Annotated in this window: 13 protein-coding genes; 8 read left to right on the top strand and 5 right to left on the bottom strand. The window is 61.1% G+C overall.

The genetic code is table 11. The annotated features are described in order from the left end of the window. The first annotated feature begins 102 nt into the window (after positions 1-102). The 3 genes from EIY72_RS08450 (at position 103) to hglS (ending at position 4,024) form a co-directional block, all read left to right on the top strand. Positions 103-1,557: a flavin-containing monooxygenase gene (locus tag EIY72_RS08450; RefSeq protein ID WP_093218735.1), complete on the top strand. Its 1,455-nt coding sequence runs from the start codon at positions 103-105 to the stop codon at positions 1,555-1,557. Between the two features lie 20 nt (positions 1,558-1,577). Continuing rightward, positions 1,578-2,534, top strand: coding sequence for an alpha/beta fold hydrolase (locus tag EIY72_RS08445; RefSeq protein WP_093218732.1), 957 nt, complete (start codon positions 1,578-1,580; stop codon positions 2,532-2,534). Between the two features lie 110 nt (positions 2,535-2,644). Then, complete coding sequence (gene hglS, locus EIY72_RS08440) at positions 2,645-4,024, top strand: 2-oxoadipate dioxygenase/decarboxylase HglS (RefSeq protein ID WP_093218730.1); 1,380 nt, start codon at positions 2,645-2,647, stop codon at positions 4,022-4,024. 479 nt (positions 4,025-4,503) lie between these two features. On the opposite strand, the gene EIY72_RS08435 is transcribed toward hglS, so the two are convergent. The 5 genes from EIY72_RS08435 to EIY72_RS08415 all read right to left on the bottom strand — a co-directional run bounded on the left by EIY72_RS08435 (position 4,504) and on the right by EIY72_RS08415 (position 11,447). Beyond that, entirely contained in the window at positions 4,504-5,082 is a 579-nt protein-coding gene (locus tag EIY72_RS08435; protein WP_093218728.1) for a hypothetical protein, read from the bottom strand. A gap of 144 nt (positions 5,083-5,226) precedes the next feature. Further along, positions 5,227-6,300, bottom strand: coding sequence for a lipocalin-like domain-containing protein (locus EIY72_RS08430; RefSeq protein ID WP_093218724.1), 1,074 nt, complete (start codon positions 6,298-6,300; stop codon positions 5,227-5,229). Then, positions 6,290-8,761, bottom strand: coding sequence for an ABC transporter permease (locus EIY72_RS08425; RefSeq protein ID WP_093218717.1), 2,472 nt, complete (start codon positions 8,759-8,761; stop codon positions 6,290-6,292). The genes EIY72_RS08430 and EIY72_RS08425 overlap by 11 nt, the downstream gene beginning before the upstream one ends. 1 nt (position 8,762) lies before the next feature. Continuing rightward, positions 8,763-9,431 (bottom strand): ABC transporter ATP-binding protein, encoded by a 669-nt coding sequence (locus EIY72_RS08420; RefSeq protein WP_093218714.1) that lies wholly within the window; start codon positions 9,429-9,431, stop codon positions 8,763-8,765. A gap of 318 nt (positions 9,432-9,749) precedes the next feature. After that, a complete protein-coding gene (locus EIY72_RS08415; protein WP_093218711.1) occupies positions 9,750-11,447 on the bottom strand; it encodes a sulfatase-like hydrolase/transferase in 1,698 nt (565 codons plus the stop codon). Between the two features lie 391 nt (positions 11,448-11,838). Here EIY72_RS08415 and EIY72_RS08410 point away from each other — a divergent pair, with 391 nt between their 5' ends. From EIY72_RS08410 to EIY72_RS08390, 5 genes are read left to right on the top strand one after another with little or no spacing between them, the layout of a single operon-like run. After that, positions 11,839-13,191: a UDP-glucose dehydrogenase family protein gene (locus EIY72_RS08410; protein ID WP_093218709.1), complete on the top strand. Its 1,353-nt coding sequence runs from the start codon at positions 11,839-11,841 to the stop codon at positions 13,189-13,191. Next, entirely contained in the window at positions 13,188-14,222 is a 1,035-nt protein-coding gene (locus EIY72_RS08405) for an NAD-dependent epimerase (protein ID WP_093218706.1), read from the top strand. Before EIY72_RS08410 ends, EIY72_RS08405 begins: the two co-directional genes overlap by 4 nt. A 17-nt stretch (positions 14,223-14,239) precedes the next feature. Further along, the gene (locus EIY72_RS08400; RefSeq protein WP_093218704.1) at positions 14,240-14,986 is read left to right on the top strand and encodes a sugar transferase; all 747 of its coding nucleotides are present in this window, start codon (positions 14,240-14,242) and stop codon (positions 14,984-14,986) included. Continuing rightward, positions 14,987-15,634 carry a CpsD/CapB family tyrosine-protein kinase gene (locus EIY72_RS08395; RefSeq protein WP_093218701.1) on the top strand — a complete coding sequence of 216 codons (648 nt, stop codon included), beginning with the start codon at positions 14,987-14,989 and terminating at the stop codon, positions 15,632-15,634. 22 nt (positions 15,635-15,656) lie between these two features. After that, the gene (locus tag EIY72_RS08390) at positions 15,657-16,691 is read left to right on the top strand and encodes a polysaccharide biosynthesis/export family protein (protein ID WP_093218698.1); all 1,035 of its coding nucleotides are present in this window, start codon (positions 15,657-15,659) and stop codon (positions 16,689-16,691) included. The last annotated feature ends 8 nt before the right edge of the window (positions 16,692-16,699 follow it).

Below are 16,699 nucleotides of genomic sequence, written 5' to 3'. Positions count from 1 at the left end.
TGGCAGGCTGAATATCCCGTCATTCCCGACGCGCAAAAGCGAAAGCCTGCGACGTAGAAACGGCTATACATGAAGGTGGGCAATGACCAGAAGCGGAGGCCCATGCAGACCTTTCAAGTGTTGATCATCGGCAGCGGCTTTGGTGGCCAGTGTGCAGCAATCAATTTGCTCAAGGCCGGCATCGACGATTTTCGCCTGCTGGAACGCCGGGACTTCTTCGGTGGCACCTGGTGCCAGAACACCTACCCCGGTGCCGCCGTCGACGTGCCTTCGCCGCTGTACTCGCTGTCATTCGCGCCCTGGCGCTGGACGCAGATGTTCGCCGCACAGGCTGAACTGCATCGCTACACCCGCCATGTGGTGGAGGACTTCGGCCTGCGCGACAAGGTCGAGTTGAACGCGAACGTCGAGCGCGTCGAATGGGACGACAGCGAGAAATGCTGGACGGTTTACACCGCCGGCAAGGGCGAGTTTCGCGCACGGTTCCTGATCAACGCCACCGGGCCGTTGAGCCAGCCAGTGATCCCGAATTTCGAAGGTCGCGAGCGTTTTCAGGGCAAGTCATTTCACACCAACCACTGGGACCACAGCTACGACTACCGGCACAAACGCGTGGCCATCATTGGCAGCGGCGCCAGCGCGGCCCAGGTGATTCCGGCGATTGCCGCGGATGTCGAGCACCTGCATGTGTTCCAGCGCACGCCCCATTGGGTGCTGCCCCGGGCAGACCGTACATTCGGCAAATTCCAGCAATGGCTGCTGGGGCTCAAACCCGCGTACAAACTGCTGCGCTGGATGATCTACTGGCAGTTCGAAACCCGGGTGATTGCCTTCAAGTATTCAAGGCCCGCCGTGCACATGGTCCAGCAACAGGCCCTGCGCTTTCTCAAGCGGCAAGTCCCGGACCCGGAACTGCGACGCAAGCTGACGCCGGACTACACCATCGGCTGCAAGCGGGTCATTCTTTCCAGCACGCTTTACCCGGCCCTGGGTCGCTCCAACGTGACCCTGCACAGTCGCGAACAAGGCATCGCCGCCATCGATGAGACCGGCATCGTCACCCGGGACGGCCAGCACATCGATCTGGATCTGATTGTCTGGTCGACCGGCTACGACGCGACCGACGGGGTGATTTCCTACCCGGTCAGCGGCAAGAACGGGGTTCGCCTCAAGGATGTCTGGGAACACTATCCGCGCGCCTATCTGGGCACTGCCCTGCCTGGCTTTCCCAACCTGTTCATCGTCACCGGCCCGAACACCGGCATCGGACACACCTCGGCGCTGTTCATCATCGAATCACAGATGAACTACATCATTGACTGCATTCGCACCTTGAAAAGCCGCGGCCTGCGCAGCATCGAAGTTCGCCCCGAGGCAGAACGTACCTACACTGAAATGATCCACCGGGAAATGGAACGCACCGTCTGGAAATCCGGTGGCTGCCACAGCTGGTATCAAAGCAAGAGCGGTCATGTGATTGCCATGTTCCCCGGGTTCAGTTTCAGCTTTCACCGTTTGACCCGGGCACTCAAACCCGCCGATCACATGTTGTCCTGAGCTGTAGAGGGAGATGCGAGATGCTGTTACTGGTCGTCGTTGTTGCAGTTTTCCTGGCCTGGAGCTGGCTGACCTACCCGGCCATCGGCTATTGGCTGTATGACTTGAGCATGGCGACTGAAGCCAAGCTGTATCGGCTGCACAAGATTGTCGTGCCCATCCCTGAAATGACCGTATCGACCTGGCAAGGTGGACCGTACGAAGCCACCAGCAATGTGCTGATGCTCCACGGCTTCAGCGCCGACAAGAACATCTGGCTGCGCTTTGCCCGGCATTTCGTCGGCAGTCACCGGGTGATCATTCCGGACATCGCCGGTCATGGCGAAACCGGCTTCAAGGCCGGTGGTGGTTATGACATCCCGCTTCAGGCCAAGCGCCTGATCCAGTTGCTGGATGTCTGCGGCGTGGAAAAGGTCCATGTGATCGGCAACTCGATGGGCGGTTACCTGGCGGCATGGCTCGCAGCCAATTACCCCGAGCGCATCGTCTCGGTGGCCCTGTTCGACCCGGCAGGCGTTACCTCCCCCGAACCCAGCGACCTCGAGCGGCACCTCGCCAGGGGCCACAACCCTTTCCTGATTCACTCACGCGAAGAGTTCCGCCGCTTTTACGCCATGACCATGGCCGTGCCGCCCTGGGTACCGAAGATCGTGCTCGACGCCGTTGCCCAGCGCTACGAGCAGTCGCGGGAAGAGCTGGAAGAAATCTTCCAGGATTTCCGCGCCAGCCCGCCGATGGAGCCACACCTGCCGGATATCAACGCCCCCGCGTTGTTGCTGTGGGGACGCAAGGACCGCTTGATCGATGTCAGCGCCGTGGCGGTGTGGAGCAAGGGCATCACCGACCTGCGCGTGTACATCTGGGACGCCATCGGTCACATGCCCATGGTCGAGGCGCCGTCCGGTTCGGCACGACTGTATCGGGAGTTTTTGGCATCACTGCGTTCTGAAAGCCCACAGGATCAACGACTGCATTGACGAAGCAGTCCCTGGAAGAATGAAGTTCGTCAGAAACTTCGTTTGTCGGCGGCGCTGAAGGCTGCGATCTTTTCTGCATCCTTCACGTCACCGCGCCAGGAACCCCGTTCATGAACCAGCCGACCTTCATCAGCCCCGACCTGATCCGCCAACGCTTCTCCAGGGCGATGTCCGACATGTATCGCGAGGAAGTGCCGCTGTACGGCACCCTGATGGAACTGGTGGAGCAGACCAACCGCCAGGTGCTCGACAGCGATCCGCAGATTGCCCGGCAACTGCGCAGCACCGGTGAAATCGAACGCCTGGACCTCGAGCGCCACGGCGCCATCCGCGTCGGCACCGCTGAGGAACTGGCCACCCTCGCCCGCCTGTTTGCAGTGATGGGCATGCAGCCGGTGGGTTATTACGACCTGACACCGGCCGGTGTGCCGGTACACTCCACGGCCTTTCGCGCGGTACACGAAACCGCTTTACAGGTCAGCCCGTTCCGGGTGTTCACTTCCCTGTTGCGCCTTGAGTTGATCGAAAACCCGGAGTTGCGCGCCTTCGCCCAGTCGGTGCTCGAGCAACGTACCATCTTCACAGCGTCTGCGTTGGCGCTTATCGAACGTGCGGAGGCCCAGGGCGGACTGACTGAGCAGGAAGCCGATGAGTTCGTCGAACAGGCCCTGGAAACCTTCCGTTGGCACCACAGCGCCACGGTCACCGCCGCACAGTATCAACAGCTCAGCGCCCAGCATCGGCTGATCGCCGACGTGGTGGCCTTCAAGGGCCCGCACATCAATCACCTAACCCCGCGCACCCTGGACATCGACATCGTGCAGGCACAAATGCCGGCCCATGGCATCACGCCCAAGGCGGTCATCGAGGGGCCGCCACGTCGCCAGTGCCCGATCCTGCTGCGCCAGACCAGTTTCAAGGCGCTGGACGAACCGATTGCCTTCACCGATCAGGCCGACCCCCGCGGCAGCCACAGTGCCCGTTTCGGCGAAATCGAACAGCGCGGCGCCGCCCTGACCCCCAAGGGCCGCGCGCTCTACGATCAATTGCTCAATGCGGCACGGGACGAGCTCGGTGATTTCCCCAATGAGGGCAACGCGGCGCGTTACAACGAACTGATGACCCTGCATTTCAAAGCGTTCCCCGATACCTGGGAAGGCATGCGTGAACAGGAACTGGCGTTCTTTCGCTACTTCGTCACGGAAAAGGCTGTGGCCGCCGCAAAGCCAGAAGGCTCGTCCGTGGAGGCGTTGCTCAGCGCGGGCTATCTGCGCATGGAGCCGTTGGTGTACGAGGACTTTCTGCCCGTCAGCGCAGCGGGGATCTTTCAGTCAAACCTCGGGGATGCGGCGCAAACCCACTACGGGGTGCATTCCAATCAGCAAGCGTTCGAGCAAGCCCTGGGCCGTTCCACCATCGATGAGTTGCAGCTGTACGCCGAGAGTCAGCGGCGATCGCTCGAGCAGTGCTTTGCCGAACTTGGGCTTTGATTGAAGTATGAAGGGTGCACTCTGGCACATGCCGGTCTGCACCGAACTATTAACACGGTTTCAATGATTAAGAGTTGATCAAGGTTTTAAACAACAAACCTCGCCGCTCTTCAAACCCGCCGACAAGGCAGGCAATACAAAAAAACAAGGCGACCCGAAGGTCGCCTTGTTTTATTTCAAAACTTTTCATTTCAAGACTTCAATACTGCACAGACAAGGAGCGTTCGCCCAGCACCTTGGCCTCGGCAATCCGTGCACTGGTAAAGAGCCTGCACTGGGCGAACCCCAAGCATCTTAGTGGAAGCAACGGAAGTTGTCCGAATAATTAAAGTGAAATTTATAGACATAATATTTAACAAAATGTCATTTGTAATATTATCGAGATTAATATCTCAACTCACCAGCAAGTTTGAAAAGTTGATTATTCTTGTACAAGACTTGCACAAGAATAATCAAACTTGGCTAAAACCTATACAACTTTAGTGCCGACTGGTCACCTGGAGGACATCGGTATAGGTCACGAAGACACTTTGCCCGACTTTCAGGTCCTTGAGCTTGGCTTGTACCTCAGGCTTCTTGACGTCGACAGTTTTCGATTTGCCTTGAGGGTTTTCGAAGGTCACCTGGTGTTTTTTCAGATCGATATGGGTGATTTTCAGCTGCACTTTTACCTGACGATAGGCTTCACCGGCCGGATTATCGCTGCCCGGCGCAGCACGCACCTCACCGGCTTTCTCGACGGTGCCCGGCAGGCCGGAGTCGACGTCGGTGTCGAGGTAAACGGCGACGGCGCTGGTGACCTTGACGTCAACCTTGTCACCGACCTTCAGTTTGTCGAGATTCTTCGCCTTTTCGGTCAGCTGGACAGGAAACTCATTGCCCTGCGGGCCTTTGAGGGTCACCAGGCGGTTGTCGGTATCGACTGAAACGACGGTGGTGGTGACCTGATCGGCAACCACGACGGCAGACAACGGGATGTCGGCAGCAATGGCGCCCAGACTGGTGGCGGACAGCACGGTGGCGAGAGCGATGGCTTTGGTCAGTGCATGGCGTTTCATAGGCAGAACTTTCCCTGTGATGGATGACGGCAAACGGCATCGAAACGACATTCAACGCCGTGTGTGCGATGAGCATAGACGTTGATCGGCGACTGATCGCAGTTTCTGCTGCGGTGGATTGCCACTGGATCGACTGGGGCGAATTCAGTACCCGGTCATCTCCAGATACCCCTGCCCCGCCTGGCTGCCGCTCAGGCGCACCGGCCCTTCCCAGTAGGGAATGCGCAGATCCATCCAGGCCTTGGCATTGACCGCCTCGAGGGTGATATCGAGGTGTTTGCCGGGGATCTTGATGGCCCAGCGCACCGGCATTCGGCGGCCCGCCACACGGCTGGTGTCTTGCGGCGTGAGGCTGAAGTCGCTGCCGTGCAGCACCTGCGTCCGGCCTTGCGCATCGATCCAGGTGCCGGTGAGGTAGGGCTCGCCCTGCCGTTGTCGCATGCGGTAGAGCATCACTTGCTCGCCGCTGTCCAGGTGCAAGGAAAACCAGTCCCAACCGCTTTGATTGGCGGTCAGGGGCTGGCTGCTCCATTCCCGGTCGAGCCACGCCGGACCGCTGACCTGAACGGCCTTGCCGTCGATGATCAGCGTGCCGCTGGCCTGGAAGAACGGCTGGCTGTAGTAGTACGACGCCTGGCCTTGTTCGGACTTCTGGCTGAAGCCTTGCTCACCCTGAAGCACCAGCGGGCCTGTCGAGGTCAGCCGTAACTGGTAGCTGAAGTGTTGGTCGCCAGCGCTGAGTTGCATATCGGCCAATGGGTCGGCGGCGGATGCCTGGCTGCTGAAGTGCCAGTCGTCGATCCAGGCCTTGAAGGGCGCGGAATCGACGCCCGCCTGACCGACCCCGCCGCGGGCATAGCGCTCGGCGGCATAATGCACGGACGCCGAGGTCAGCGCAGCGTGACCGAGCCAGAGGGTTTGATTGTTCCACCCCGGCGACTGTGGCAAAGCGTTCAAGGCACTGCGGAACAAGGTCCATTGCACGCCGTAGTCATTGCCTTGCGCATCCTTGAGATTGGCCGTGACATACCACCATTCGATGCGAAAACCGTCATGCGCGCCATGGTCCGCCGGGAAGCTGAACACTCGACCGGGCACCACCTTGGTGAACTCGGCCGCCTGGGTGCCGAGCCCGGCGAAGCCCTGCTCCGGCGGTGACTGCGCATCGCAGCCGCCGAGCAGCATCAGCAGCACTAACACGCCGGCCCTAATCCCCATGGGCAAAGGTCCTCAGCAGGTCCGCCGGTTGTGCGCGGTACAGGCTGTACAGTGGCCATGCCGAGGCGAGCAAGGTTGCCAGCACCGCCAGCCCCAGCAACTGTGCCAATTGCAACGGAAAGACTTGCAACGGCAAACGCCAGCCAAACGCCTGCACATTGATCACCGCATCCAGGCACCAGGCCAGGGCGATACCGAGCGGCAGCGCCAGGATCAGGGTCAAGAGCGCCAGCAGCCAGGTCTGCCCGAGGTTGAGCAGCATCAGTTGGCGCCGGGTCACCCCCAGCGCCCACAGCGGCGCCAGTTGCCCGAGGCGGCTCTGGCTCTGGGTCAACAGGCTGATGAACAGGGCGATGCCGGCCACGCACAGGGTCAGGCTGTTGAGCGCGGCGGTGGCGGCGAAGGTGCGTTCGAACACCTGGCTCGACCAGCCCTTGAGCCGCGCCTGATCGACGATGCGACTGTCATCGAGGGCGAAACGCGCCTGCAACGCACTGACGAACGCCGGGATCAGCGGCGGCTCGATGCGCAGGTTGAATCGGTTCGGCGTCAGTTGTGGCCAGACCCGCAGCAGGTGATTGCTGTTGACCAGGATATGCCCTTTGGGATTGCCGTAATCGGCGTAGATACCGACCACTCGTGGCGACCATGTCCCACTGGGCGTGGGCAGCGTCAGGCGATCACCGAGGCGGACCTTCAGGCGTCGTGCCAGTTGCTCGCTGAGCATCAAGGCATCGTCCTTGGCCAGTCGCTCCCAAGGGTTGTCGCCGAGCGCTTCCAGCAACGGCCAATGCTGGCGATAGGTCGGGTGATCGATCACGCCGAATACATCCGTCGGCCAACCCTGCAACTGGATCGTGACCTGCCAGCTGGGCAACACCGCGCCCGGTTGTGGTTGCTGTTTAAGCCAGGTGTACAGCTCGCGAGCCTGGGCCGGGTTTTGTGGAGTGATGTACAGCTCGGCGGTCAGCCGCTGTTCAAGCCAGTTGCTGAAAGTCTGGCGAAAGCCGGCGGTCATGCTGCCGGCGCCGATGTTCGCTGCCATGGCCAACAGCAACGCCATCAATGCCAGGCTCAACGCCGGCAGTTGCTGGCGACAATCGGCGAGAAACCATTGACCGAGTACCGACTTGCTGCGTTGCAAGGCGATGTTGAGCAGCGTGCCCAGCGCCACCGGCAAGGCCAGCGCCGCGCCGATCAGCAACGCTGCCATCAACACGAAACCACTGGCCAGGCTGTCGCCAAAGATCAACGCCAACCCGGCAATGATTCCGGCCAGCAGCGCCGCCCAACCCTGGCGACGCAACCAGCGCGCATGGGCTTGATGCCAGGCTTGCGGGTCAGCCAAGGCCAGCAAGGGCAAGCGTGCGGCCCGCAGCAGACTGTTGAAGCCGGCGAGCAAGGCGCCCAACAGGCTCAGGCCGATGCCGCTGAACCACCACAGCGGGCTCAGGCTCAACTGCCCCGCCACTTCAGCGCCGTACAGCCCGCGCAGGCTGGCGGCGACATCCGGCAACAGCACACTGGCCAGCCAGTAACCGCTGACCACCCCGGCCACACCGCCGAGCAAGGCCAGGACGCCAAGCTCGACAGCAAGGCAACTGATCAGCATCCGTGCACTGACACCGCAGGCACGCAAGGTGCGCAGCAGGCTTCGGCGTTGCTCCAGTGCCAGGCCGATGGCCGCGTGAACGATAAACAGCCCGACCACGAAGGACAGCACGCCCAATGCATCAAGGTTCAGATGAAAACTCTCGGTGAGACGCGAGAGGTTGTTTTCTTCATCGCTGGTCTTGAACTGCAGGCTGCCCTCGAACCGCTCCGGCAACTCAGCGTGGAAATTCTTCGGCAACAACAGCCGCGACAGTTGCTCCGGCGTCCCGAGGATCTGCTGGGCGAAACCGATGTCCACCAGCAGCACGCCCGGGGCCATGCCGGCTTGCACCCGCAACGGTGGCAAGGCCTGATCGTTCAGCGCCAGCGGACGCTCACCGGCCTGCATGCCCAATGCCTGCAAGGTCTGCGCTGACACCCAGGTGCTGCCCGGCGGGCTGAAGAACCCGACCACCTGTTCGATGGCCATCGACTGCCCGGCCAGCGCCGCACCGGCCGGCAGCGACACCGGTTCAATGCCGAGCAACTGCAGGCGCTGATCTTCATGGCCCTTGAGCGTGACCCGACCTTGCAGCACCGGCGACACCGGCCACCCGGCCAGGCGCAAATCGACGAACCACTGCTGCGGGAACGTCCCGCCACCGAGGGCACTGAGACTGGCCTGGGGCTCGCCGCCAATCAACTGGCTGGCGCGGGCATAACTGTCGCGGGCCTGACTGTTCAGCGCCTGCACCCCGGTGAGCAGGCTGGTGGCCAGCCACAATCCGGTGAGCACGCTGAAAAACTGCACCGGATGCCGACGCCAGTGGCTGAGCAGCGCGCGCAGGGTTTCGCGAAAAATGCGCATGTCAGTGCCCTGGCGTCGGCAGCAGTCGGCCACTGTGGAGCGTCACCTGCCGGGTCAGTCGCGCCGCGACGTTGGGGCTGTGGGTGACCATCAACAGGGTCGTGCCGCTGTCATCGACCAGCTCCAGCAACAGCTTGAGCACTTCGGCGCCGGTGGTTTCATCGAGGCTGCCGGTGGGTTCGTCCGCGAGCAGCAATGTGGGCTGTGAGGCCAGCGCCCGGCCCAAGGCCACCCGCTGTTGTTGACCGCCGGAAAGTTGCTCGGGATAACGCCCGAGCAGCTCGCCCAAGCCCAGGCGCCGTACCAGATGCGCCTGCCAGCGCGGATCATGACGCCCCGCCAGCCGCGCCTGAAGCGCCAGGTTGTCCTCGACCCGCAGGCTGCCGATCAGGTTGAACTGCTGGAACACCAGGCCGATTTCGCTGCGCCGCCAGTTCGCCAATTGCGCTTCGCTCATCTGCTCCAGGTGGTGTTCGCCACTGTGGATGCTGCCACGATCAACCTTGTCCAGCCCGGCAATCAAGTGCAGCAGCGTGCTTTTGCCGCTGCCGGACTCACCCGTCAACGCCAGGCTGCTGCCGGGTTGCAATGTCAGGTCGACGCCTTGCAACACCGGCAGCGGTCCTTGCGGTGTGGCGTAGCTTTTGTAAACGCCTCGGACTTCAAGCATGGAACATCCCGTTCGCTTTACGTCGGCCAAGGATAGCGGCCTTGAACAGGTTTTGTCCGTTGGCGTTGGCCACCCGGCCGGCTCCTCATCCTCGAGATCTGCCGACCTGCCTGATCACCGCTAGAACGCGCGTGTTTGCGCTGGCTGGAGTGTGCGCCGGGGGTGTATCGAGGGCGCCATTAGCGGCCTTCACGGATGGGTTGAAACTACTGACCCCATCGCGAGCAAGCTCGCTCCCACAGGGGTCGTGTGGACACTGCCGATCCATTGTGGGAGCGAGCTTGCTCGTGATGGGGCCGGCGCAGGCACATCAAAACCTCACTGCCCCGCCGCCACACTGGTCGCCGACTGCTCCGGCGTCACGATGCTGTTCAGATCGATGTGCTTCCACTCGGGCTTGGCCCCCAGCCGCGCGTTGAAGCGATAGTTGAAGGTGAAGTCGTCCGTCGTCGGCACACTCAACGGCTTGCCATAAACTGCTTCAATTGCGGCCAGGTCATACCCCATCAACTGCAACAGCGTCGGGAAGATGTTGTAGTGGCTGGAGCGATTCTTGTTGGTTGGCAGTTGTGCCTGCCAGTCGAGGATCTTCAGGTTGCTGCCCTGGATCACCACCAGCGGCACCAGCCCTTCCTCCTCCACCGGGTCGCCGCCGCAATGGGTATTGAGCCCCGGGTTGCCGCGTTCATGCAGGTCCTGGCCATGGTCGGAGGTGTAGATCAGCAAGGCGTTGTCGAGCCTGCCCTGGGCAAAAACCCGCGAGAAGAACTCGCCGACGTTCCACAACAGCGTGTTCTTGTAGGCGTTGCGGTACAGCACCCAATCATCGGGCTGACCATTGAAGCCATCACGCTTGCCGGTATCGGCCACTTCGGTGAACTGGCCACGGGGCAGTGTCGGCCGGTAGGCCATGAAGGCATCGGGGTATTTGTCGTGCACCGGGAAATGCGCACCGACCTTGTTGATCACCACCAGTTGCGGGGTGTCATCGTTGAGCAGTTCGATCAGCTTGGCCGCCGCGGCCATGTCGCGGTCACGCACGCTGGTCTGGTCGAACTGCACGAACTGGTCGATGTCCTTTTTCTCGGTATCGGTCATCAGGTTCTGCAGGTTGCCGCCGGTGCGCTGGGCGTCGATGTAGACCGTGTGCAAGCCGGCTTTTTTCGCGTACTGCCAGATCGACGGCAAAGTGCTGTTGATGCGCATGTAGTCGGCGCGAGTACCGCCGTAGCGCAAGGTGACGTTGGTGTCAGCACTGCAATTGGCGATGGACGCCGCGTAGCCGTAGTTGAAGATGTCCACCCCCGGGTGCACTTCCTTGAGGTTGCTGTGCACGCCGAACGGCGCGTTGATGTCCAGGTAATTGCCGGAAATGCTCTCGTCGATGATCAGTACGATGTCGTGGTTGAGCGGCTGGTCGATGCGCGCCAGCTTGACCGGCTCGCGCGGACCGACGGTGTTGTGCAGGGACTCATAGGCGAACAGGTTCAAATACGCCAGCGGTGTGTACATGACCGGCAGGCCTCGGGCCCCCTCGCCCGCGCGCACGAACAGCACCGCGCTGAGCAGCATGACCCCCATGATCGGGGCCATCACCAGTAGCGCCCCCGGCAGCGGCACCCGGCGACGGGGCTTGAGCGCGATGCCGAACAGCAGCAGCAAGCCGAGCAGCAGCCCGTGGATGATTGCGTCACGGTACTGATACACGGCCTCTTGGATGAAACCACCGGAATACACCAGCGAGACGAAGCTGCTGTAGGTCAGGTAGTCCGCCGTGACCCGCGAATACACGTCGAAGAACACCGCCGAGACAAACATCGCCAGGGCAAAAAGATGTCGCAGCAGGGTCTGGCGAATGTAAGCGGTCAGAAACAATGCCACCGTCAGGACAATAAACATCCCGCCAAATAACACTAATGGAAAACCAATCCCAATTGCATTGAGGCGCTCAAAGTAATAGTCGTAATTGGTAAGTACATAAATAACTAACAACAGTTCTTTAATGTATCGAGTCATTATCTTCGCACTGTTCATTCAAGGGCACGGGCCAATAGATTGTCGGCCATTTTTTGACACTAGCACTGCGCCATCAAAGCGCAAGAAATGTCCGTTTTTTTGACAAAGCGTCAAAAAAAAGTTGACTCATTTCCGACACACTCAAGCAGCTACAGCCCTTGATTTTTATGGCTTACGACCGTCTATCGATTTCTTTAAATTCTCTGCAGCCCTTTCAAAATCACGGTGAGCCCAATAGTGGCGTGCCTTTGATGGCAAATGGCCCCCCAGTTTTGGGGGTGTCTTACCCACTTAACATGTCATTTTGCTGACACGGTTTGCCACAGCTGGGCTATACCCCTTTTGACAGTCTTATTTCTTACCTCTCCACCGTCTTACGAGGCACGCCAATATGGACGTGAGCGTATTTGGTACGGGCTATGTTGGCCTGATACAAGCAGCGGCACTGGCCGATGTTGGACATCGCGTCTTATGTGTCGACATTGATCCCAATAAGATCAGGCAATTACAACAAGCAGTTCCACCGATCAGTGAACCTGGCCTGTCGGGCACTCTGGAAGAGAATATCAAGGCCGGGCGTTTGCTGTTCACCACCCAGGCCAGTGATGCAGTCGAGCACGCGGAGCTGATCTTCATCGCCGTCGGTACGCCCGCCGATGAAGACGGTTCAGCCGACCTCAGCCACGTGCTGAATGTGGCGCAGCAGATTGCCCGCTACATGGAGGCCGACCGCACCCTGATCATCAAGTCCACCGTACCGGTCGGGACCGCGGACAAGGTCAATGCCACGGCCCTGCAGGAACTGCAGCGTCGCGGCAAAGAGGCGCTGAAAGTACGGGTGGTGTCCAACCCGGAATTCCTCAAGGAAGGCAGCGCATTGGCCGACTGCATGCGCCCGGACCGCATCATCGTCGGTACCGATGACGACGAGGCGCGCGAGCAGTTGAGCGATCTCTACGCGCCCTTCTGCCGCAATCACGAAAAACTGATGTTCATGGACAACCGCAGCGCTGAACTGACCAAGTACGCGGCCAACGCGATGCTCGCCACGCGCATCAGCTTCATGAACGAGCTGGCCAACCTCACCGAACTGCTCGGTGCCGACATCGAAGCGGTGCGCAAGGGCATCGGCTCGGACCCGCGCATCGGCTATCACTTCATCTACCCCGGTTGCGGCTTTGGTGGCTCGTGTTTCCCCAAGGACCTGCGTGCCCTGTTGCACACCGCCGAGCAAAGCGGCATGCCCCTGCGCTTGCTGCGCAGCGTGACCGACGTCAACGACACCCAGCGGCACATCCTGTTCAGCAAACTCAAGGCGCAGTTCCCCGGCGGCCTGGCCGGCAAATCCATCGCCGTGTGGGGCCTGGCGTTCAAACCCAACACCGACGACATGCGCGAAGCCCCCAGCCGTTACCTGATGGAAGCGCTGTGGGCCGAAGGTGCACGCGTGCACGCCTATGACCCCGAAGCCATGTCCGAATGCCGGCGCCTCTACGGCTACCGTGATGACCTGCACCTGTGCGCCACCCGCGACGACACCCTCGAAGATGTCGATGCCCTGGTGATCTGCACCGAGTGGAAGAATTTCCGCGTGGTCGATCTCGACCTGTTGGCGAGCAAGCTGCGCGCACGGGTCATCGTCGACGGCCGCAACCTGTACAACCCCGAACACGTCGCAGCGGCGGGCCTGCACTACAGCGGCATCGGCTTACGCCACATCGTGCCCGAGGCCCTGCACCCATGAAGATACTCGTCACCGGTGCGGCCGGTTTTATCGGAGCCCATTGCGTATTACGCCTGTTGCGTGATGGGCACGAAGTGTTCGGCCTGGATAACTTCAACGATTACTACGACCCGCAACTCAAGCACGACCGTGTGCGCTGGGTGCAGGAGCAGGTTGGCGATTTCCAGCTCTCAACGATTGACCTGGCCGATGTCGAGGCCATAGCGGCCCTCTTTGCCCGGGAGAAACCCGAAGTGGTGATCCATCTCGGTGCCCAGGCCGGGGTGCGCTATTCCCTGGAGAATCCGCGGGCCTATGTCGACAGTAACCTGAGCGGGTTCCTCAATATCCTCGAAGGTTGCCGCAATCACCCGGTCAAGCACCTGATCTACGCCTCGTCGAGCTCGGTGTATGGCGCCAACCACCACACCCCCTACTCGGTGCAGCACAACGTCGACCACCCTTTGTCGCTGTACGCCGCGACCAAGAAGTCCAACGAGTTGATGGCGCACAGCTACAGCTACCTGTTCGGCATACCTTGCAGCGGCCTGCGCTTTTTCACCGTGTACGGCCCCTGGGGTCGGCCGGACATGTCGCCGATCCAGTTCGCCCGGGCGATTGCCGAAGGCTCGCCGCTGAAGCTGTTCAATTACGGCGAACACCAACGCGATTTCACCTACATCGACGACATCATCGAAAGCATCGCGCGACTGATCGATCGGCCGCCGCAAGCCGATGTCGATTGGGACCGCCAGCAACCGGACCCGGCCACCAGCATGGCGCCCTGGCGCCTGTACAACATCGGCGGCCAGCACCCGGTGGAGCTCAAGGACTACCTGGCATTGCTGGAGAAACACCTGGGCCGCAAAGCCCGGGTCGAGCTGCTGCCCCTGCAACCGGGCGACGTGCTCAATACCTGCGCCGATGCCAGTGACCTGGCCCACGCAACAGGGTTTCAGCCGCGTATTGAACTGGATGAAGGGCTTGGACGCTTCGTTGCCTGGTTTCGTACTTATTACTCACTGCCTATCGCCAACGCCGCTCGCGGCTGAACTCTGCGGAGGACTCTATGACTGGACATGAAAAAGGTGTGCCGCTCAATCAAATGCGCCGTGACAAGCGCCTGGATCCTGAGCATCGCATGCGCATGGATGCGGCGATCCACATGCAGGGTCGCGGCTGGATCACCGGTCGCGATGGCGGTCGCCCGTGGACACTGTCGCGGACCAATCGCGTGGTCGCCTGCTTCGGCGCACTGCTGATCCTGGTGTTGATTTCGCCGGTCCTGCTGGGCCTGGCGCTGGCGATCAAGCTCACCAGCCCGGGACCGGTGATGTTCGTGCAGAAACGCACCGGTTACCGCGGCCGCATGTTCGGCATGTACAAGTTCCGCACCATGGTCACCAACGCCGAGGAGCTCAAGGAGTCGCTGCGCCACCTGAACAAGCACGGTGCCGACGCCATCGACTTCAAGATCGACAAGGACCCGCGCATCACCGGCATCGGTGGTTTCCTGCGGCGCACCAGCCTCGACGAGTTGCCGAACCTGTTCAACGTGGTCACCGGTGACATGCGTCTGGTAGGTCCGCGGCCAACCTCGTTCAATGCCTACCGCTACAAGGACAGCCACCTCGCCCGCCTGAGCATCTACCCCGGCATGACCGGCCTGTGGCAGATCTCCGGGCGCAGCAATATCGACTTCGACCAGCGCGTTGAGTTGGACCTCAGCTACATCGCCGAGCAGAGCCTGCTGCTTGATTTGAAGATCCTGTTGAAAACCCCTTTCAAAGTGTTCAGCGGCCACGGAGCAAGTTAAATGGACGGTTCAACTGCAAAAAGCCTCAGCATCGCCAACCCGAGCGAGTCCAACCTGACGTCTACCGTGCTCGATCAGGACTTGCGCATCCTCTTCCTGACCGCCGCCAACCCCGGCGCCGGCACGACCACCAGTGCGCTGGCACTGGCCAGTCAACTGGCGCAGATGAGCAGCGGCCTGGTACTGCTGGTCGACGCCAGCCAGTCGACCACCAACCTGACCCAGCAATTGGGCCTGACCAAGGAGCGCGGTTTCCGCGACCTGCTGTTCAACACCCAGAGCCCGCCGCTGTTGCAGGACTGTGTGGTGAACGTGTCCAGCCTGCCCTTCCACGTGCTGCCGTTCGGGCGTTATTCGCGTGGCACCGAACACCTGACCGCCGAACGCCTGGGGCCGGTGCTCGATCAACTCGCCAGCCAGTACCGCTTCGTGGTGATCGATGGCGATGCGGTGTATTCGGCTGCCGACACCCTGGTCATCAGCACCCAGGTGGACGGCGTGATCATGGTCGTGCGCTCCGAGGACACCCGCTGGGAAGTGGCCCAGGCAGCGGTGCAGCGCCTGAGCCAGGCCGGGGCGAAGCTGGTCGGCAGCGTGTTCAACCGACGCAAGTACTACATGCCCAAGTGGCTGTACAAAAACCTGTGAGCAAACGGAAAAGGACGACACCATGAACACCAAACTGCTACTCCTGCTGTTGCTCCCGCTCGCAGGCTGCTCCAGTACCGGTAACCAGAACGAAACCCAGAGCATGCCGGTGCAGATCCTCACGGCTTCGCCGGCCAACGCCCAGGCCACCGACATGCCCAAGGTCGAGCAGACTTTGCGGCCTCAGGACGTGCTGGACGTGATCTTCCATATCAGCACCAGTGGCTCGGACGCCTACCGCGTGCAGTCCGGTGACCAGATCGGCCTGAACTTCACCGCGGCCAGTCAGCTCAACGGCAATCAGTTGGTGCTGCCGGACGGCACCATCGAACTGCCGGGCGCCAACACCTCGGTGAAAATCGCCGGGCTGACCAGCGACGAGGCGCGTGAGGAAATCCAGCGGGCCTATCAGCGCAAGCAATTGTTCCAGCCCAATCGCAATCAGCTGACCGTGCAAATCATCAGCCCGCTGACCAATGAGCAGAACCTCAAAAGCGCCCTCAACCACCCCGCCACCGGCATGAGCCGGGAGATCACCGTGGGCACCGACGGCTATGCCAGCTTTCCGGAAATCGGCGCCGTGCCGCTGCAAGGCATGACCGTCAACCAACTGGAAGCCTTCCTCAACAAACGCTACGCGCAACTGCCTGGGCGGATGACCGTCGACGTGCTGCTCAAGTCCACCGCCGGCAACGAAATCTATGTGTTGGGTGAAGTCGGCCAACCGGGCTCGTACCCGATCCGCCGTCCGGTGTCGGTGCTTGAAGCCCTGACCCTGGCCCGCGGTTCCAACGTCAAGGCACGGCTTGATTCGGTGGTGATCATGCGCCGCACCGGCAATCAGGTTCAGGCCCAGCGCTACGACGTGGAAAAAGCCCTGGCGGGAGACGCCTCGCAGATCGCCTACCTGCAACCGGACGACATGCTCTACGTGCCCAAGACCAAGCTGGCCAGCGCCGGCGAGCTGGCACGGCAACTGGCTGACGTCGTGCTGTTCCAGGGTGTGGGCTTCAGCTTCGGCTACCGCGTCGACAACAAAGACAGCAACAACAACTGACTCTCAGG

The organism is Pseudomonas vancouverensis, from assembly GCF_004348895.1.
Taxonomy (GTDB): Bacteria; Pseudomonadota; Gammaproteobacteria; order Pseudomonadales; family Pseudomonadaceae; genus Aquipseudomonas; species Aquipseudomonas vancouverensis.
This window is presented reverse-complemented; position numbering and strand designations above follow the sequence as displayed.